Below are 18,446 nucleotides of genomic sequence, written 5' to 3' on the forward strand. Positions count from 1 at the left end.
GAGAGACAGATGAGTGTAAGTACACCAATGCTGGTGACCTTTGTGATTTATATTCTTGGGATGGTGTTGATTGGTTTTATAGCCTGGCGCTCAACCAAAAACTTCGATGATTACATCCTCGGTGGCCGCAGCCTGGGTAGCGTGGTCACGGCACTCTCTGCCGGTGCCTCCGATATGAGCGGCTGGCTGCTGATGGGATTACCCGGTGCCATTTTCATCTCCGGTATCTCTGAAAGCTGGATTGCGATTGGCCTGACCATCGGTGCCTGGCTGAACTGGAAGATTGTGGCGGGTCGCCTGCGGGTCCAGACCGAGCATCATGACAACGCGCTGACGTTGCCGGACTTCTTCACAAGCCGCTTTGAAGACCACAGTAAAATCCTGCGTGTCATCTCTGCACTGGTGATCCTGGTGTTCTTTACTATCTATTGCGCCTCGGGCGTGGTGGCCGGTGCGCGTCTGTTTGAAAGCACCTTTGGTATGAGTTATGAGACTGCTCTGTGGGCGGGTGCAGCGGCGACTATCCTCTATACGCTGGTGGGTGGGTTCCTGGCGGTAAGCTGGACCGATACCGTCCAGGCAAGCCTGATGATTTTTGCGCTCATCCTGACGCCGGTGTTTGTGATTATCGCGGTCGGCGGCTGGTCTGATTCCATGGCAGTGATTGAAGCGAAAAGCCTGGAAAATCTCGACATGCTCAAGGGGCTGAACTTCGTGGCGGTCATCTCGCTGCTTGGCTGGGGTCTGGGTTACTTCGGGCAGCCGCATATCCTGGCGCGTTTTATGGCGGCAGATTCACATCGCTCAATCCGTACCGCACGTCGCATCGGTATGACGTGGATGGTGCTCTGTCTGGCGGGCGCTGTGGCGGTGGGCTTCTTTGGTATCGCCTACTTCCAGAACAACCCGACGCTGGCAACGGGCGTTAATGATAATGCTGAGCGCGTCTTTATTGAGCTGGCGCGTATTCTGTTCAACCCATGGATTGCGGGAATTCTGCTGTCAGCGATTCTGGCCGCCGTGATGTCAACGCTGAGCTGTCAGCTGCTGGTCTGCTCCAGTGCCCTGACTGAAGATCTCTACAAAGGTTTTCTGCGTAAAAATGCCAGCCAGAAAGAGCTGGTGTGGGTAGGGCGTCTGATGGTGCTGCTGGTGGCACTGATTGCCATTGCCCTGGCGTCTAATCCGGAAAACCGCGTGCTGGGCCTGGTGAGCTACGCCTGGGCGGGCTTCGGTGCTGCGTTTGGTCCGGTCGTGCTGTTTGGCGTCTGCTGGAAGCGCATGAACCGCAACGGTGCGCTGGCGGGCATGATTATCGGTGCGCTGACCGTGCTGGTGTGGAAACAGTATGGCTGGCTGGGACTGTATGAAATCATCCCAGGCTTCATCTTTGCCAGCATCGCGATCGTGGTCTTCAGCCTGATGGGACGTGAACCTTCAGCAGAAGCGCAACAGCGCTTTGTCGCTGCAGAAGCAGAATTCCAGACCAAATAAGCGAAGCGTTAATCCTTAAGGCCTGTCCCGAAAGGGGCGGGCCTTTTTGTTACAAAGATAAATCACCCAAAGATGAAATTATCTCCGCCAGTAACTTGTTTTTTTCGCAGCGATAATGATAATCGGTATCGTTTACACTTTACCTGATTTTACTATTTATTGACGCTGCTTAACATTCAAGAGGTTGGCGATGTTTGTTCCTTTTCTCATCATGCTGCGTGAAGGGCTTGAAGCCGCGCTGATAGTCAGCCTGATAGCCAGCTATCTCAAACGCACCCAGCGCACCCAATGGTTCCCGGCGATGTGGGCGGGCGTGTTTATCGCCGCTGCACTCTGTCTGGGCCTGGGTCTGTTCATCAATGCCACCACCGGTGAATTCCCGCAAAAAGAGCAGGAGCTGTTTGAAGGTATTGTGGCGCTGATTGCGGTCGTCATCCTCACCTCAATGGTGTTCTGGATGCGCAAAGTGGCACGCAATATCCGGGTTGAGCTTGAGCAGGCGGTCGATCAGGCGCTGCACCGCTCCGGCCGTGGCGGTCTGGCGCTGGTGCTGATGGTATTTCTGGCCGTGGCACGTGAAGGGCTGGAGTCTGTCTTCTTCCTGCTGGCCGCCTTTACTCAGGATGTCGGTTATGCGCCGCCGATTGGCGCGGTGCTGGGGCTGGCAACGGCGGTGGTGCTGGGCATGCTGCTCTACTGGGGCGGTATCCGCCTGAATATGGCGCACTTTTTCCGCTGGACCAGCGTGTTCATTTTATTTGTTGCGGCGGGCCTGGCGGCGGGGGCAATTCGTGCGTTCCACGAAGCGGGCCTCTGGAATCGCTTTCAGGATGTGGCGTTCGACCTCAGTAATACTTTATCGACCCATTCGCTGTTCGGCACTTTGCTGGAAGGGATTCTGGGATATCAGGAGGCCCCAAGCGTGAGTGAAGTGACCGTTTACTTCGTCTACCTGATCCCGGCGCTAATTTTGTTCTTTATGCCTGCGCGTCCTGCTGCGTCGGCCACGGTGTAATCAGACATTTAACAGGCGCGCCCGCCGCGCCGGCAACTTAACAGGGAATATCGAGATGACAATGCGTTTCCGCCGCAAGGCACTGCTGCTTCCTCTGCTGGCGATCTCCGCTTCGGCTGCGGCAGCGGTTCCTCAGGTCACCGTTAGTGTCAACGACAAGCAGTGTGAGCCGATGAGCTTAACGGTCAAGGCCGGCAAGACTCAGTTCCTGATCAAAAACAACAGCCAGAAAGCGCTGGAGTGGGAAATCCTCAAAGGCGTGCTGGTGGTTGAAGAGCGTGAGAACATCGCGCCAGGCTTCAGTCAGAAGCTGACCGCCAATCTGGAAGCAGGCGAATATGAGATGACCTGTGGTCTGCTGAGCAATCCTAAAGGCAAGCTGATTGTTGAGGCGGGCGAGGGCACGGCGAAAAGCACCACGTCCGCGCGTATGCAGTTAGAAGGCCCGATCACCGCCTATAAAGCGTATGTGACGGATCAGGTGAATCAGCTGGTCAGTAACACCCAGGCGTTTACTGACGCTGTTAAAGCGGGTGATGTGGAAAAAGCCAAAACGCTGTTTGCGCCGACCCGTCAGTATTATGAGCGCATTGAGCCGATTGCTGAGCTTTTCTCCGATCTCGACGGCAGCATTGATGCCCGTGAAGATGACTACGAGAAGAAGGCAGCCGATCCTAAGTTCACCGGTTTCCACCGTCTGGAAAAAGCCCTGTTTGCGGATAACAGCACCAAAGGCATGGCGGACTACGCGGATAAGCTGAATAAAGATGTGAAAGATTTGCAGGTGCGCATCAGCGAACTGGCCTTCCCGCCAGCTAAAGTGGTTGGCGGCGCGGCCGGTCTGATTGAAGAAGTGGCCTCCAGCAAAATCTCCGGTGAGGAAGATCGCTACAGTCGTACCGACCTGTGGGACTTCCAGGCCAACATTGATGGCGCGCAGAAAATTGTTGAGCTGCTACGCCCGATGGTGAGCAAAGCGAACCCGCAGTTGCAGGCTAAGGTTGACGCTAACTTCAAAAAAGTCGATGCAATCCTGAGCAAGTACCGCACCAAAACCGGTTTCGAATCCTATGAGAAACTGACCAGCGCCGACCGTAACGCGCTGAAAGGACCGATCACCGCGCTGGCGGAAGATCTTTCGTTACTTCGTGGCACTTTGGGTCTGGATTAATCATGAGTCGTAAGGAAGATGACGCGCAGCCTGCGCGTCGTCGTTTACTGAAAGGTTTGGGTCTGCTGGGCGGCGCGGCGGCGATCGGCGGCGGTTGTCCGTTCCACGCCGCTGCTGCGGACAGCTTTTCGCCGGGTACGGTAACGCCGCAGGCGCGACAGCAGACGCAGCCGTTTTACGGTCCACATCAGGCGGGCATCACGACGCCCCAGCAGGCATCGATGATGCTGGTGGCATTTGATTTGCTCAGTAGTGATAAAGCGGAGCTGAAGCGTCTGTTCCAGCTACTGACCCAGCGTATCGCCTTTCTCACCACGGGAGGGCCGGCACCTGCGGTGACTAATCCGCAACTGCCGCCAATGGATTCCGGCATTCTTGGGGCGACTATCGCGCCTGATAATCTGACAATTACTGTGTCGGTCGGCCATTCGCTGTTTGATGAACGCTTCGGTTTAGCGCCTCACAAGCCGAAAAAATTGCAGCCGATGACGCGCTTCCCCAATGATTCGCTTGATGCCAGTCAGTGTCATGGCGATCTGCTGCTGCAGATTTGTGCTAACACGCAGGATACGGTGATTCATGCTCTGCGTGACATCATCAAGCATACGCCTGACCTGCTGGGTGTACGCTGGCGACGCGAAGGTTTTATCTCGGACCACGCGGCACGCAGTCAGGGGCAGGAGACGCCGATCAATCTGCTGGGTTTTAAAGATGGCACCGCCAACCCGGATACGCACAATCCTGCTCTTATGAACCAGTTGCTGTGGGTGACCGCCGATCAGGATGAGCCTGTCTGGGCGCGCAATGGCAGCTATCAGGCAGTACGACTTATTCGCTTTCATGTTGAAATGTGGGACCGCACCCCATTGGGTGAGCAGCAGACTATCTTTGGTCGCGAGAAGCTGAGCGGCGCGCCACTGGGCATGCAGCATGAACATGACGTGCCGGATTACGCGCGTGATCCGGATGGTGAGGTCATTGCACTGGATGCGCACATTCGTCTTGCGAACCCCCGCACACCTGAGACCGCCAGTAGCCTGATGCTGCGACGTGGCTACAGCTACTCTGCGGGTATCTCTGCATCCGGGCAGCTTGAGATGGGATTATTGTTCGTCTGCTACCAGCACGATCTGGAGCGTGGTTTTCTCACGGTGCAGCAGCGTCTCAACGGTGAAGCGCTGGAAGAATATATCCGTCCTTTTGGCGGTGGTTACTTTTTCGCTTTACCCGGAGTTGCCGACGCCAGCCATTATTTAGGACAGTCGCTACTGGAGGCTTGATTAATTTTTGAACAATGCGGGCGGGCCTGTCTCATGCCGCCCGCGGTTTACCACTTTCAGGTATTATTGGCTAAGTTTTTACTGAGATTTACCGGGTGCCGGGTGTATATAAAATATGGTAATTAACTGAAATATAATGATTTTACATTTTGCCTTAAAAGAAATACTTACCCGCGATTAGCAATTCCTTTGCCAGCAGGTAAAATTACTGTTGCAAAGGCCCAACAAAATGGTGCAATTTATTAATCAGGCGTAATCGTATGTGTTGATGTATCACACTGGAGTTCGCGAATGGGTCGAGTCTTTAATGGAAAGTCACTGTCACTAAATAAATTGCGCCTGACCGCGAGGGCAATTCTGCCTCGTTATTTCTCCCTTCCTTCAACCATTTCTTTTGTCTTATCGCATCCTGTTTTATCCGGTGTTCAGCCACGTCATTGTGTTGCTGCATACCCATTATCCTGTCCTGTCATGGCTCTAAAGGAAGCCAACTGAAACCTCTAAAGCGTTCACGTAATCGCACGGGTCAACGACCTCGCGCGGGAAATGAAACCAACTGAAAGGTGCCACTATGGGAAGACAGAAAGCAGTGATCAAAGCGCGTCGTGAAGCAAGAAGAGTGCTTCGCAGTGACTCTCGCAGTCATCGTCAGCGCGAAGAAGAGTCGGTCACTTCGCTGGTGCATATGAGCGGACTGGATGCAATTGGCATGGCGCGTGATACGCGTGACCGGTTACCGATTGAGGCCCGTAATGAAGCTCAGGCGCACTATCTTAATGCCATAGGAACGAAACAGCTGATCTTCGCAACCGGTGAAGCCGGATGCGGTAAAACCTGGATCAGTGCTGCGAAAGCAGCTGAGGCCCTGATTAATAAGGATATCGACAGGATTATCGTTACGCGCCCGGTACTACAGGCAGATGAGGATCTGGGTTTCCTGCCCGGTGATATTTCTGAGAAATTCGCCCCTTATTTCCGCCCGGTTTATGACATTCTGGTTAAACGTCTTGGCGCATCATTTATGCAATATTGTCTGCGTCCGGAAATTGCCAAGGTAGAGATTGCGCCTTTCGCCTACATGCGAGGCCGCACCTTTGAAAATGCTGTGGTGATTCTGGATGAGGCGCAGAACGTTACCGCCGCGCAGATGAAAATGTTCCTGACCCGACTGGGCGAAAACGTCACAGTCATTGTTAACGGCGATATTACCCAGTGCGACTTGCCCGCTGGGGTGCCTTCCGGTCTCGCGGACGCGCTGGCGCGTTTTGAAGAGGACGAGATGGTTGGCATTGTGCGCTTTGGCAAAGAGGATTGTGTGCGTTCTGCGCTGTGTCAGCGCACCCTGCACGCGTATAGCTAGCGTTTGATTGAGTAGAAGTGTAGCGCCCAAACCCGGCTTCGGCCGGGTTTTCTTTTCAGGCAATCCCTCAAAAGAATTCATTCTCATCTAATAAGTGATTTCACTCTCATTTTCCCATGAAACCGGTTGCATGAAATATCTCGCAGGATACCGTGAAACCGGTTGCATGGCAGGTTTCCAGATTGCCATGCAAATATTTTCACTTTTTCAGACGGTGTAGTCAGTGACAATGAAAGGGAAAAAATATGACAGGCATCAGGGATTACAATAAGTTAGCAAGCGATATTCTTCATGAAGTTGGTGGGCAAGAGAATATCCAAAGTTTTACCCGCTGCGCCACGCGTTTAAGGCTGGTGCTTGTTAAAACGCCCGCTGAGGCGAAGCGTAACGTGCAACGTCTGTCAGGTGTCATTGCCGTAGTTGAGAGTGGCGGGCAGTTTCAGGTTGTGATCGGTACCCATGTCGCCGATGTGTTTAATGCAATGTCCGGCCTGGTTAAAGAGACAGGAACACCGAAACAGCTGGGAAAAACACGCAAACTGGATGCGGTCATTGCCACGATGTCGGCGGTATTTGCGCCTATTGTTTATATTCTTGCAGCGGCAGGTATCCTTCAGGGACTGCTGATTGTTCTGGGTTTGATTAATGTTGATATTAAAACAACCGGTACATTTGCTTTACTCAACTTCATGTCCTGGACGCCGTTTGCTTTTTTGCCCGTATTTATCGCGATTACGGCCGCACGGCATTTTAAATGTAACCCGTTTATTGCTGTCCTGTGTTGTTGTGCGTTAATTAGTCCGGACTGGACTTCGCTGGCAGCGCGCATTGCCGGGGGAGAAAGCATCAATTTCCTTTTCTTCCCGCTTTCTGAAACAGTTTATACCTCTTCAGTTTTACCTCCCTTGTTTCTGGTTTGGGCACTCTCCTGGCTTGAACATCGTGTAGTCAGGTGGTTACCAGAAGTCATCAGTCCGCTTTTTACCCCATTAATCTGCTTTGTGGTGATTGTGCCGCTGACTCTGATCGTTATTGGTCCGATTACCACATGGGCGGCTTTGGCGGTAGCAAATGGCTATAACGCATTGTTCCATGCTGCGCCCATGCTGGCCGCCGCGGTAATTGGAGGCATCTGGCAGATAATCGTTATTTTTGGCGTTCATTGGGGTATTACGCCCGTCATTATGGCGAACTTCGATACGCAGGGTCATGACTCCTTCCAGGCTTATCAGACTATCGCGGTTATCGGTCAGATGGCGGCAGTGTTAGGTGTCTTTCTGAAAACCCGCAACGCGCAGTTAAAAGCAACTTCGCTCTCTGCCGGCGTCACCGCTATTTTTGGCATCACTGAGCCGGCGATTTATGGCGTGACATTGCGCTTTAAAAAACCCTTTATCTGTGGCTGTATTGGCGGGGCAATTGGTGCCGTTGTTGCCAGCCTGTTCGGTAGCCTTTACTACGCGTATGCTGCACTGCCGGGTCTGTTTACGCTGGTTAATGCCATCAGTCCTGATGCGCCGATGTCGTTTATTGGTGAGCTTGCAGGTGCGGGTACGACAATAGTGCTGACTATTTTGATGGTGCAGTTTGTAGGCTTCGACGATCCCATCGATGAAGAAGAGTCTGCGCCTCTGGCATCCACCCCGCAGGCAACATCCACAGCGGCGAGTGGTCAGGCGATTGATATTCTTAGCCCGTTAAAAGGAGAGGTCCTCGCGCTGGAAAGTGTTACTGATGAGGTCTTTGCCGGTAAGGTGATGGGTGACGGTATCGCCATTAAGCCGGCCGCGGGAAAAGTGGTGGCACCCTGTAATGCGAGGGTGGAATCCCTGATCGCTTCCCATCATGCCATCGGGTTATTGTGTGATAATGGCGCCGAATTGCTGATCCATGTTGGATTAAATACGGTCGAGTTGCAGGGGCAATATTTCCGACCGTTGGTAAAAGAGGGGGATGTGGTTAAAGCAGGTACGCCACTTCTTGAATTCGACAAAGACTGCATTGAACGTGAAGGCTATGACCTGACAACACCCGTCCTGGTGGTGAATAGCGAAGACTTTATTTTAACAGAATATCAGTCTCAGGGTCCCATCGGGCCAGGGATGCCGCTGATGTCTATGACACAAAGAGAGGGGGCTGGGCGCGCACAGGTTAAATGACCCAGGTTTTAGTCGATACGATTAATGTGTATCTCACTTTACAGCCTGGTTCAGCCTGGGTGGTTTAAGCCATCCAATGATTGAGGTTCCTTAATGGTCACAATACAGGACATCGCCAGGGTGGCTGGTGTATCAAAAGCCACCGTATCGCGTGCGTTAAGTGGCAAGGTTTTTGTGCGGGAAGAGGTGAAAGCCAGAATTATGCAGGCTGTAGCTGATACGGGATATCGACCCAATCTGCTGGCACGAAATCTTTCTACTAACAAAACGCATTCGATTGGGCTGGTTATCACTAACGGATTGTACAACGGGCCGTTTTTTTCAAGCCTGGTTTATCAGGCGGCAACGCTCAGCGAGAAACAAAACCGTCAGCTGGTGCTCGCGGACGGTAAACACAGTGCTCAGGACGAGCGCAATGCGATTGACTTACTTATTGAGCTCCGTTGCGAAGCGATTATGCTCTACCCCAAGTATCTTTCAGTCACTGAGCTGGATGATATTGTCGATAAAATTCAGACGCCGATAGTGGTCATTAATCGTGAACTCATCAGAAATCGACGCCACTGTGTGTTCACCGACCATCAGCGCAGTAGTGAAGAGATGATGGCGCATCTGTTGGCGCATGGGCATACCCGGATTGCGTTTATATCGGGATGCAATGATTCACCGACAGGTGAGCGTCGTTTACAGGGCTATCGTAATGCACTACTGAACGCGGGGATCGACCCGGATCCGCAATTAGTGGTGCAGGGTAGCTGGAGCACAGAGAGTGGATACGACGCCGGACTCCAGCTATTAGCGCGCAATATTCCGTTCACCTGCGTGCTGGCGGCCAATGACGACATGGCCATTGGTGTGGCAAAAGCGTTTCAGGACGCGGGCAAAACTATACCTGGCGATATTTCACTTGCCGGGTTTGATGACTCAGTGATTGGAAAGTATTACACACCCTCTCTAACGACTGTTCGTGTGCCTATTGATGAAATGATACAGGATGCGATTAAGATTTTATTGCATCCCGATGAGAGCGTCCCGTCTTCTCATCAGGGAACGCTGGTAAGCCGGGATTCAGTGACGCCGCAGGCTGTGGCGGTGTGATGCTGGTGGCAGGCGCCAGGACTTGTGTCTGCCATGCGTTAATTTAAGGCTGTGACTTTGCATTTAAAGGTGTGCGGCTCTCACAATAACCGTCATTCAGGCTCTTCTTCAGAATGTGGCGGTGAGAGGGGGATTGATTCGCTGCGCTCACCCTTCGGGCAGCGTCGCAGGCTCCGCTGTCCAGCGGGCATGGCCCGTTGTCGAACCCCGGCGGGGGTTCTCATACCCCTCTCTCAGTGCAATATGCAAAAAAAAAGCCTGAACAAACGTTCAGGCTCTTCTTCAGAATGTGGCGGTGAGAGGGGGATTCGAACCCCCGATACGTTGCCGTATACACACTTTCCAGGCGTGCTCCTTCAGCCACTCGGACACCTCACCACATTTACTTCGCCGACCGCGCTGGGTCAACGGGGCGGTACTATAGGGAGTCGGCTGAAAAGGGTCAAGCACTATTTTTCTCTTTTGATCTATTCGCTTAAGCTCTGAACGAATCGATTTACTGCGACATAAAACCGGGGATTTATGTCGCATATTTTGCTTCGTTAAAGGCTAAATCAGCTCTTCACCCGATTCGCGAAACTTTTGCGCAGTTTCTGCAGCTTCGGTGGGATTACCGCCATGCAGTAGCCGTTGCGCTGGCCCGCGCCTTCCCAGTAATCCTGATGATAGGCTTCGGCAGGGTACCACTCTTTCAGCGGCTCAATGGTGGTTACCACCGGCACATCATGGTCAGCCTGAGCACGGGCAATGGCGGCGCGCGCTTCTGCTTCCTGTTCTGCGTTGGCCGGGAAGATCGCCGAGCGATACTGGGTGCCGATATCATTGCCCTGACGGTTAAGCTGGGTCGGATCATGCGTCACAAAGCTGATATCCAGAAGATCGCCGTAGGTCACTTTCTCCGGGTCAAAGCCAATGCGGATGGCTTCTGCATGACCGGTTGCACCACTGCAGACCTGCTCATAAGTCGGATTAGGACGGGCACCACCGGTATAGCCACTTTCAACCGACTCTACGCCGATCACATCTTTAAACACCGCTTCGGTACACCAGAAACAGCCGCCGGCGATAACTGCATATTCGATAGCCATAATAATTTACTCCTGTCAGGTCGAAAGAGGTGAATGGGGGCGCGACAGACCGCTTTCAACTAGATCAGCATCTCCGGTTTAAAATCTCTGCTCCTGTCCACTATTTTCTCGCTCATCACGCTGAACCGGCCTTCGCCGGTGTAGTGCAGAGTCGTGGGATATTCCGGCTGCTCAGCAACATGGGCTTTCACGATCTCAAAAATAAACAGGTTGTAGTTAGCGACCATCGAATCGTCATAGAGCTGACACTCAAAGCTGGCAAAACATTCGGCAATCATCGGTGCGCCCACGACCTGAGCCGGTTCTGGCGTGAGGCCAAAAGCCTCGAACTTATCCAGCTGGTCGCCGTGACTGTTGCCAATCCCTACAACTTCATCAATCAGTGAGGCCGAAGGGATATTCAGCACGCATTGACCGCTATTGCGAATCAGCTCATGGCTGTGATTCATGCCGGCAATCACGCAGCCGACCAGGGAGGGCGAGAACTCCATCACGGTGTGCCAGCCGAGCGTCATGATGTCATGGTGATCTTTGTACTGTGAACTGAGCAGCAGCACCGGCCCGGGTTCAAGATATTTACGGGCTTTACTGACCGGGAAAGCATATTTGTGCATGCGTTGGCTCATGACATAACTCCTTTAGCGTAAGGGTGCCATTAAGTGTAGAGCACCCGGCGCGGAGAGCAGGAGCCTCAATGGTCAGAAATGCGAGGTTGATAGCGGAGGGAAGAGCGCTGACATTTTACTGCAGTATCGCGACCTTAAGGTTTCCTTAATATGCAGTCGCGATACTGCCCGCTCTAAGTGAGGATAATATTATGAAAACTGTACCTGTCTCTCTTCCTGTTACTGCTTCACGTCCGATGAGTGAATATGCTGCATTCCTGATTGCCGCAGCCACCGTTGTTCTTTTCCTGTCAGCCTGGTTTACTGCTTAAAATTTAACGACGGCCCGACACCCGCTTCGGTCGCGACGATTCCCCAGGAAAAACTGAAACCGGTGTAGCTGGACGATACGGCTGACAATGCTCAGCCCAAGTCCGATACCGCCGTAACGACTGTCCATGCGGATAAATGCCTTACTCAGCTCGCCACTTTTACTCTCATCGATACCGGGTCCCTCATCTTCCACCACCAACATCAGGTCGGGAGCAGAGAGCAGCTGCACACTGATCGTGCTGTTATCCGGGCTGTAGCGATGAGCATTCTCTACCAGATTACGCAACAACATCTTCAGCAGCGTGGCATCACCGCGCACAAACTGCTCCTGCGGCAAATCAAGCAACAGCGTCTGCTGATGCGCCTCCAGCATGATACTCAGCTCCGCCTCCATCGGCAGGATCACATCTTCGATCAGCCCGACGTTCTGATAGGTACCAGAGGTAAACGACTGCCCGGCACGCGCCAGATTCAGCAACTGCGACACGCTGTGTGTCATTTGATCCAGGCGCTGCACCAGCGGCTGAACTTTGACATCGCTATTACGCTCAATTAATTCCAGATGCAGGCGTAATCCCGCCAGCGGCGTTCTCAACTCATGCGCCACATCAGCAGTGAACAGCCGCTCGCGCTCGAGGCTGCTGTTCAGACGCGCGACCAGCTGATTGATCGCCTGGGTCACGGCATCGATCTCATGGACCTGACTGTAACAGGCGACAGGCTCGAGATTTTCTTCGCTGCGACTCTCCAGTTCACGCTGCAATTGATAAAGCGGCCGGGTAATCCATTTTACCGCCTGATAGCAAAGCAATAGCGTCAGAGTAATCATGACCAGACTAGGCACCGCCAGGCTGGCTACCGCTTCATGAATTTCACGTTTAACGTGACTGTCCATGTTACGTTTCTGCAACTGCGCTTCCACCAGAAACTGAATCTGCTCTTTACTCTCATGCCATAACCAGATCACGCTGATGATCTGAAAGACCAGCAGAATCAGGCCGATAGCCAGAATGAGGCGAAAGCGCATACTACGGTGATCGAAACCTCTTATCATGTTGCCTCACGAACGCCATCCTGCGTTACCAGCGCATAACCGAAGCCACGCACGGTGCGAATCGCGCTTTTACCAATTTTGTCACGCAGATTATGGATATGTACTTCCAGCGTATTAGTAGAAGGCTCGGTCTCCCAGTTGTAAATATCCTGGTAGAGAATTTCACGGTGCACCGGATTTCCAGCCTTGAGCATCAGCCGTGACAGAATCGCAAACTCTTTAGGTGTCAGATCCAGCAGCACGTCATTAAGCATAATCTGGCGATGGGTCATATCCAGTGCCAGCGCACCCACTCTGACATGACTGTCGCCCTGATTAACATGGCGGCGGATCAATGCGCGGATACGCGCCAGCAGCTCATCCAGCGAAAACGGTTTAATCAGATAGTCGTCAGCACCCGCGTCGAGTCCGGCAATCCGCTCGTTGATGGTGTCGCGCGCGGTCAGAATCAGCACGGGTGTCATCTGCTTCTGGCGACGCAGTCGTATCAGAAAATGCAGGCCATCTTCGTCCGGCAGGCCAAGGTCCAGCACCACCAGACTATAGAGGCCGCTGGCGAAGTGCGCTTCAGCGTCCCGCACGCGCGTCACGCCATCACAGACATAGCCTTCACCTTCCAGCGCCAGTATCAGACCCTGCAACAGCAGAGCATCATCTTCAACAATCAGTATCTTCATTAAGGTTGGCTCCGACACGACGTCAAAATATCATCCGCTGGCACATATTCGTGAGTCGCGGTGCCGGTTAATCCCAGCATGGTTGAAAACAGATTATCCTGTGAAAATTCGTCTGTCGCCGCCAGTTTATTCAGGCAACTGCGATTAACGGCATAGCGTTTCTGATAATCATCGGAAAGCCAGATCAGAAGCGGCACATGTTTCTGGGTATCCGGTGCAATAGCATAGGGCAGGCCATGCAGGTAAGCCCCGTTTTCACCCAGCGATTCGCCATGGTCTGACAGATAGACCAGGCTGGTGGTGAAGCGATCCTGATGCGCACGCAGTACGTTAATGGCTTTATCGACAATATGATCCACATTGACCAGCGTATTGTCATAAGTATTGATCAGCTGTTGCTGCGAACAGTCCTGTATCTGATTGGTATCACAGGTCGGTTCAAACTGACGGAACTGCGGCGGATAGCGATGGCTGTAAGTCGGACCATGACTGCCAATGGTGTGCAGCACGATCACCGCATTGCCATTTAACTGACTGATGTATTCATCCAGACCGTGGAACAGCACGTCGTCATAACACTCACCCTCAATGCACATACCAGGCAGGTTCAGGCTGGTCATATCCTGATGTGGAACACGATCGCAGGCACCTTTACAGCCGCCATCGTTCTCATTCCACAACACGCTGATCCCGGCACGCTGAATGACATCGAGCAATCCTTCCTGGTGCGCGGCCAGCACATCATCATAATGTGCGCGCGGCATATTAGAGAACATGCAGGGCACGGAAACCGCCGTAGCGGTGCCGCACGAGGTGGTGTGCGGGAAATAGATCACATCATCTTTCGCCAGTAAGGGATTGGTAAGACGGCCATAACCGCCCAGCGAGAAGTTTTGCGCGCGTGAGGTTTCACCCAGCACCAGAATCGTCAGATTCGGCTTGCCGCTGCTGCGGCTGGGTTGCAGGTGGGCATCTTCACCGATACGAATCAGCGGCGCGTTCTGCAGCTGCTCGTGTTTATACCAGGAGAGCGTCGCCGCAATGCTGTTAGAAGGACTAAGCGCTTTAACCAGCTCGCGGTTGTTGCGAAATAGCGAGGCGTAATCTTTATAGAAGAGCAGGGCGACCAGCACGATCAGTGCGGCTGAGAGCAGCACGCTGAGCAGTCGCGCCAGCACGCCGCGCCACCGCTGCTTTTTGATTCGCGGCCAGAACACCAGCAACGCCATCAGCACCCCTGAGCTAAGCAGGGTCACGAGCAGCTTTGGCGTGATCAGCGCAAAAGATTCCGAAGCCGTGGTGTCCATCATGTTGGTGATCATCGAGCGATCGACCACGATGTTATAGGTCTGAATAAAATATTGTGCCGACGCGGAGAGCAGAATAAACAGCGCAGCCAGCAGGCGATCCAGCCAGATGAACGAGGCCAGTGTAATTACGATATTAATGACGCTAAAGGCGACCAGCGGCATCGATAAAAACACCAGCGTGGTATGCAGGTCGTTCAGCGGCATTATCGTCAGAACCTGACGGTAATAAGCAATATTAAGGAAAATCGCGATGTAAACCGCAGCCAGAATCAACAACGTAAGGCGGCTGATTAGCGGCCTTTTAAGGGTTAACGCCATGTGAGCAGGAACCAAAGTAATAAAAGTGTCACGAGAATGCACTTTCAATATTAGGAATACCTTAAGAAACTTAAGGTTTGAATGTGGCTGGCTGGTCAGGCAGCGATACAACAACGGCCGCAGCGAACAGTGGATCGGCGACGGCCCGTAAAGCTAAAAAAAAGCAGATGCGCAGTGCGCTGTTATGCTGTCTTAACCGCAGCGGCTGGCATGAAAACTGCATCTTTCTGGCATAACCCCTGTTAATGACTACACTTAATGTGAAGATGTTCTCAGTTAGCCAGTATTGTCAGCAATGCGCTTGCAAGTTTGAGGAGAGTGACCTATTCAATCACCGCGTTTTATCCCTCAATCACCGTTTTATCAGAATTTCCCGCTTGCTGACCTGACTGCGTCAGGACATTCTTGTTTTAACTCAATGTTTTATTAAAATTCGATTTTCAGGAGAAGTAACGTGACTCAAGCGGCAGATACCCATGCCAGGTACCCGACATTAAGCAGCGGGCAATACGCCTTCTTTTTTGATGTCGACGGCACGCTGGCAGCGATACAGTCCCGTCCCGAAGCGGTATTTATTCCTGAGCAGGTCATTGCGCAACTGCAGCGACTGTCTGCACTCTCACAGGGTGCACTTGCGCTGGTTTCTGGCAGACCCATAGAACAACTTGATGCGCTGGCCGCGCCTCTGCACGGCCCGGCTGCGGGTGTGCATGGTGCTGAACGCCGTGATGCCGAGGGTAATCTGCATCGCATCAGCCTGCCAGCTGAGGTTGAGCAACCGCTCAGAACCGAACTGCAGGCGGCCATGGCCGCGTGGCCAGGCACTCAACTGGAGATCAAAGGCATGGCCTTTGCGCTTCATTATCGTCAGGCGATGCAGCATGAGCAGGATGTCATGCGACTGGCCGAACAGTCAGTAAAGCGTTTCCCGGGACTGGCGCTTCAGCCGGGAAAATGTGTGGTAGAAATCAAACCAGCAGGTATCGATAAAGGCGCCGCAATAGGCGACTTTATGCAGCAGTCCCCTTTTGCCGGACGTACGCCGGTCTTTATTGGCGACGATCTCACTGATGAGAAGGGCTTTCTGGCCGTCAACGAACGACAGGGCGTTTCTGTCAAAGTCGGCGAAGGGTTCAGCCAGGCCGATTATCGGCTAAGTGATGTCGATGCGGTTTACGGCTGGCTGGAAAAAACATTATTACTATTAGAGCAAGACAACGTCGGTAAGGAGTTTAGGTTATGAGTCGTTTAGTGGTTGTTTCTAACCGTGTCGCCATGCCAGATGGGTCTAAAACCAGTGCTGGCGGCCTGGCCGTAGGCATTCTCGATGCTCTGAAAAGCACCGGTGGAATGTGGTTTGGCTGGAACGGTGAAATCAGCGAGTTCACTGGCGAGGAGGTAGAGGATGTCAAGGTTCAGGAACATGAAGGTATCGAATATGCCTCGTTCCCGCTGAGCCAAAACGATTACGATCTCTATTATTGTCAGTTCTCCAATACAGTGATCTGGCCTGCCTTCCATTATCGCCTCGACCTGGTGCAGTTCCAGCGTGAAGCGTGGGAAGGGTATTGCGACGTCAATGATTCGGTGGCGCAGCGTTTAAAACCGCTGATCAAGCCTGATGATATTGTCTGGATCCACGATTATCACTTTTTACCGTTTGCCGCCGCACTGCGTCGCGCAGGCATCAATAACCGCATCGGTTTCTTCCTGCATATTCCGTTCCCGACGCCTGAAATCTTTAACGCGCTGCCACCACACAAAGAGCTGCTGGAAATGCTGTGTGAGTATGACCTGCTGGGCTTCCAGACCGAATCCGATCGGGTGGCATTCCTTGACAGCGTCAGCCAGCTCACGCAGTTACAGAATAAGGGCGACAAAAAGCATCGTGCCTTTGGCAACACCTTTATGACGGAGGTGTATCCGATCGGGATTGAGCCAGACAGCATTAAAGAGATGGCCGAAGGACCGCTGCCGCCGAAAATGGCTGCCATGAAGAAAGAGCTTGGCGATGCGCGCAACATCATTGCCTGCGAACGTCTCGACTATTCCAAAGGTCTTCCGGAGCGTTTCCTGGCTTATGAAGCGCTGCTGGAAAACTTCCCGGAGCATCGCGGCAAGATCCGCTATTCGCAGATCGCCCCAACTTCGCGTGGCGATGTGCAGGCGTACCAGGATATCCGTCATCAGCTGGAGACCGAAGCAGGGCGCATCAACGGTAAGTACGGAACGCTGGGCTGGACCCCGCTCTACTATCTTAACCAGCATTTCGACCGTCGCCTGCTGATGAAGATCTTCCGCCTCACCGATGTCGGTCTGGTGACGCCGCTGCGTGATGGGATGAACCTGGTGGCCAAAGAGTATGTTGCTGCGCAGGACCCGGACGATCCAGGCGTACTGGTGCTGTCGCGCTTTGCCGGGGCAGCAAATGAGCTGACCTCAGCGCTGATAGTCAATCCTTATGACCGTGATGAAGTGGCCGCCGCACTGGACAAGGCGATTACCATGCCGCGTACCGAAAGGATTTCACGCTACAACGACATGATGGCGGTATTGCGTAAGAATGATATTACCGCATGGCGTGAAAGCTTCCTGAAAGACCTGGAACGCATCGACCCACGTAGCGTTGACCACAACACGGCCAACAAGGTTGCAACCTTCCCAAAACTGGCTTGATCTGAGTCCAGGTTAAGATGATAAAAGCAGCGATACCCGAGTCAGGGTTTCGCTGCTTTTTTTGGTACCGCTCACAGAAAAGCCGCCCCGCATCTGTTAAGGACCGAATGTGGTAAGCACGCGTGAGTGCGCAGAGTGGCGCGATTCCTGCAATCTCCGCGATCCCTGCAACACCCACCATGTCCCGAACCCCGTCAGCACGGCCCCTGCCGCTTTATTTACCTTCTTTACTCAAGTTTTCCGACAGGCTGCCGATAGTGTTAGTGCCAACCTATAACTCCTCGTTAATTCATTCGACATTCTTATGTAACCCCTTGTTACATCGGATATCTCAGCCCGGACACATCCCTGCAACTGTTAACACCCGTTGTCAGAAAATTCGCGTACTGCCGTATAAACCTTAACGGTTTCATTACTTACCTTCTGCGATACTCCCGTTAAGTAACTAATTTAACAGCAATTACGCGCACCGCCTGCCAGCACAATCTTCTGATAACGCGTGTTTGGCTGGTTCTAAATAGGGTGTTAAAACGATTAACACCCAATATTCATTCCGGACTGCTCAAAGCGTCGAATAGCGATGATTTTACCCCCTATTAAACCTTTCTCAGGACCAATTGGACTTAAAATTGCTCTTTTTTGATCAAAAAATGACCGGTCGGTAAGAAATCGTAAAGGGTTGCTGAAGAAATTTGCCTTAAAAGTGTGATCTGCGTCACACTTTATCTAAAATTACGCGTCACTGTCGTTGTATGTCGAAATCAGACGATATAGATTTGCCTTGTTTTCGGATTAGTCCTAAAAAACG

The 18,446-nt window shown here is 52.6% G+C and carries 14 protein-coding genes, 1 tRNA gene and 1 other RNA gene; 9 read left to right on the plus strand and 7 right to left on the minus strand.

What is annotated here, in order from left to right; translation table 11 throughout:
- The first annotated feature begins 9 nt into the window (after positions 1–9).
- The 7 genes from putP (at position 10) to LQK91_RS03415 (ending at position 9,577) form a co-directional block, all read left to right on the plus strand.
- Positions 10–1,494 (plus strand): sodium/proline symporter PutP, encoded by a 1,485-nt coding sequence (gene putP, locus LQK91_RS03385; protein WP_033762713.1) that lies wholly within the window; start codon positions 10–12, stop codon positions 1,492–1,494.
- A 190-nt stretch (positions 1,495–1,684) separates the two neighbouring features.
- The gene (gene efeU / locus LQK91_RS03390) at positions 1,685–2,509 is read left to right on the plus strand and encodes an iron uptake transporter permease EfeU (protein WP_039660010.1); all 825 of its coding nucleotides are present in this window, start codon (positions 1,685–1,687) and stop codon (positions 2,507–2,509) included.
- A 55-nt stretch (positions 2,510–2,564) separates the two neighbouring features.
- A complete protein-coding gene (gene efeO, locus LQK91_RS03395) occupies positions 2,565–3,680 on the plus strand; it encodes an iron uptake system protein EfeO (RefSeq protein WP_003852286.1) in 1,116 nt (371 codons plus the stop codon).
- 2 nt (positions 3,681–3,682) lie between these two features.
- Positions 3,683–4,960, plus strand: a complete 1,278-nt coding sequence (gene efeB / locus LQK91_RS03400) for an iron uptake transporter deferrochelatase/peroxidase subunit (RefSeq protein WP_105099086.1) — start codon at positions 3,683–3,685, stop codon at positions 4,958–4,960.
- Positions 4,961–5,531: 571 nt separating this feature from the next.
- Positions 5,532–6,320, plus strand: coding sequence for a phosphate starvation-inducible protein PhoH (gene phoH, locus LQK91_RS03405; RefSeq protein WP_003852284.1), 789 nt, complete (start codon positions 5,532–5,534; stop codon positions 6,318–6,320).
- 245 nt (positions 6,321–6,565) lie between these two features.
- Positions 6,566–8,479: a beta-glucoside-specific PTS transporter subunit IIABC gene (locus LQK91_RS03410; protein WP_105099087.1), complete on the plus strand. Its 1,914-nt coding sequence runs from the start codon at positions 6,566–6,568 to the stop codon at positions 8,477–8,479.
- A gap of 93 nt (positions 8,480–8,572) precedes the next feature.
- A complete protein-coding gene (locus tag LQK91_RS03415; RefSeq protein ID WP_039660015.1) occupies positions 8,573–9,577 on the plus strand; it encodes a LacI family DNA-binding transcriptional regulator in 1,005 nt (334 codons plus the stop codon).
- A gap of 116 nt (positions 9,578–9,693) precedes the next feature.
- On the opposite strand, the gene LQK91_RS03420 is transcribed toward LQK91_RS03415, so the two are convergent.
- The 7 genes from LQK91_RS03420 to eptA form a co-directional block, all read right to left on the minus strand.
- Positions 9,694–9,822: non-coding RNA, RtT sRNA (locus tag LQK91_RS03420), on the minus strand.
- A gap of 45 nt (positions 9,823–9,867) precedes the next feature.
- Positions 9,868–9,955, minus strand: a tRNA-Ser gene (locus tag LQK91_RS03425).
- A gap of 176 nt (positions 9,956–10,131) precedes the next feature.
- Positions 10,132–10,665, minus strand: a complete 534-nt coding sequence (gene msrA, locus LQK91_RS03430; protein ID WP_003849120.1) for a peptide-methionine (S)-S-oxide reductase MsrA — start codon at positions 10,663–10,665, stop codon at positions 10,132–10,134.
- A 59-nt stretch (positions 10,666–10,724) separates the two neighbouring features.
- Positions 10,725–11,291: a flavin reductase family protein gene (locus LQK91_RS03435; protein WP_181162200.1), complete on the minus strand. Its 567-nt coding sequence runs from the start codon at positions 11,289–11,291 to the stop codon at positions 10,725–10,727.
- Between the two features lie 307 nt (positions 11,292–11,598).
- Entirely contained in the window at positions 11,599–12,657 is a 1,059-nt protein-coding gene (gene pmrB, locus LQK91_RS03440) for a two-component system sensor histidine kinase PmrB (RefSeq protein ID WP_008925381.1), read from the minus strand.
- Positions 12,654–13,334, minus strand: coding sequence for a two-component system response regulator PmrA (pmrA, locus tag LQK91_RS03445; RefSeq protein WP_003849128.1), 681 nt, complete (start codon positions 13,332–13,334; stop codon positions 12,654–12,656). Before pmrA ends, pmrB begins: the two co-directional genes overlap by 4 nt.
- Complete coding sequence (gene eptA, locus LQK91_RS03450; protein ID WP_105099088.1) at positions 13,334–14,962, minus strand: phosphoethanolamine transferase EptA; 1,629 nt, start codon at positions 14,960–14,962, stop codon at positions 13,334–13,336. Before eptA ends, pmrA begins: the two co-directional genes overlap by 1 nt.
- A gap of 454 nt (positions 14,963–15,416) precedes the next feature.
- Between eptA and otsB the strand changes: the two genes are divergently transcribed.
- Positions 15,417–16,205: a trehalose-phosphatase gene (otsB, locus tag LQK91_RS03455; protein WP_003849131.1), complete on the plus strand. Its 789-nt coding sequence runs from the start codon at positions 15,417–15,419 to the stop codon at positions 16,203–16,205.
- A complete protein-coding gene (gene otsA, locus LQK91_RS03460) occupies positions 16,202–17,638 on the plus strand; it encodes an alpha,alpha-trehalose-phosphate synthase (protein ID WP_003849133.1) in 1,437 nt (478 codons plus the stop codon). The genes otsB and otsA overlap by 4 nt, the downstream gene beginning before the upstream one ends.
- The last annotated feature ends 808 nt before the right edge of the window (positions 17,639–18,446 follow it).

The organism is Pantoea sp. MHSD4, assembly GCF_021043305.1.
Taxonomy (GTDB): Bacteria; Pseudomonadota; Gammaproteobacteria; order Enterobacterales; family Enterobacteriaceae; genus Pantoea; species Pantoea eucalypti.

What these genes read in the sequence shown, in the direction of transcription:
- efeO (WP_003852286.1), top strand. Translation starts at nt 2,565, where the DNA reads ATGACAATGCGTTTCCGCCGCAAGGCACTGCTGCTTCCTCTGCTGGCG.
- phoH (WP_003852284.1), top strand. Translation starts at nt 5,532, where the DNA reads ATGGGAAGACAGAAAGCAGTGATCAAAGCGCGTCGTGAAGCAAGAAGA.
- LQK91_RS03435 (WP_181162200.1), bottom strand. Translation starts at nt 11,291, where the DNA reads ATGAGCCAACGCATGCACAAATATGCTTTCCCGGTCAGTAAAGCCCGT.
- eptA (WP_105099088.1), bottom strand. Translation starts at nt 14,962, where the DNA reads ATGGCGTTAACCCTTAAAAGGCCGCTAATCAGCCGCCTTACGTTGTTG.
- efeB (WP_105099086.1), top strand. Translation starts at nt 3,683, where the DNA reads ATGAGTCGTAAGGAAGATGACGCGCAGCCTGCGCGTCGTCGTTTACTG.
- otsA (WP_003849133.1), top strand. Translation starts at nt 16,202, where the DNA reads ATGAGTCGTTTAGTGGTTGTTTCTAACCGTGTCGCCATGCCAGATGGG.
- efeU (WP_039660010.1), top strand. Translation starts at nt 1,685, where the DNA reads ATGTTTGTTCCTTTTCTCATCATGCTGCGTGAAGGGCTTGAAGCCGCG.
- msrA (WP_003849120.1), bottom strand. Translation starts at nt 10,665, where the DNA reads ATGGCTATCGAATATGCAGTTATCGCCGGCGGCTGTTTCTGGTGTACC.
- pmrB (WP_008925381.1), bottom strand. Translation starts at nt 12,657, where the DNA reads ATGATAAGAGGTTTCGATCACCGTAGTATGCGCTTTCGCCTCATTCTG.
- LQK91_RS03410 (WP_105099087.1), top strand. Translation starts at nt 6,566, where the DNA reads ATGACAGGCATCAGGGATTACAATAAGTTAGCAAGCGATATTCTTCAT.
- putP (WP_033762713.1), top strand. Translation starts at nt 10, where the DNA reads ATGAGTGTAAGTACACCAATGCTGGTGACCTTTGTGATTTATATTCTT.
- pmrA (WP_003849128.1), bottom strand. Translation starts at nt 13,334, where the DNA reads ATGAAGATACTGATTGTTGAAGATGATGCTCTGCTGTTGCAGGGTCTG.
- LQK91_RS03415 (WP_039660015.1), top strand. Translation starts at nt 8,573, where the DNA reads ATGGTCACAATACAGGACATCGCCAGGGTGGCTGGTGTATCAAAAGCC.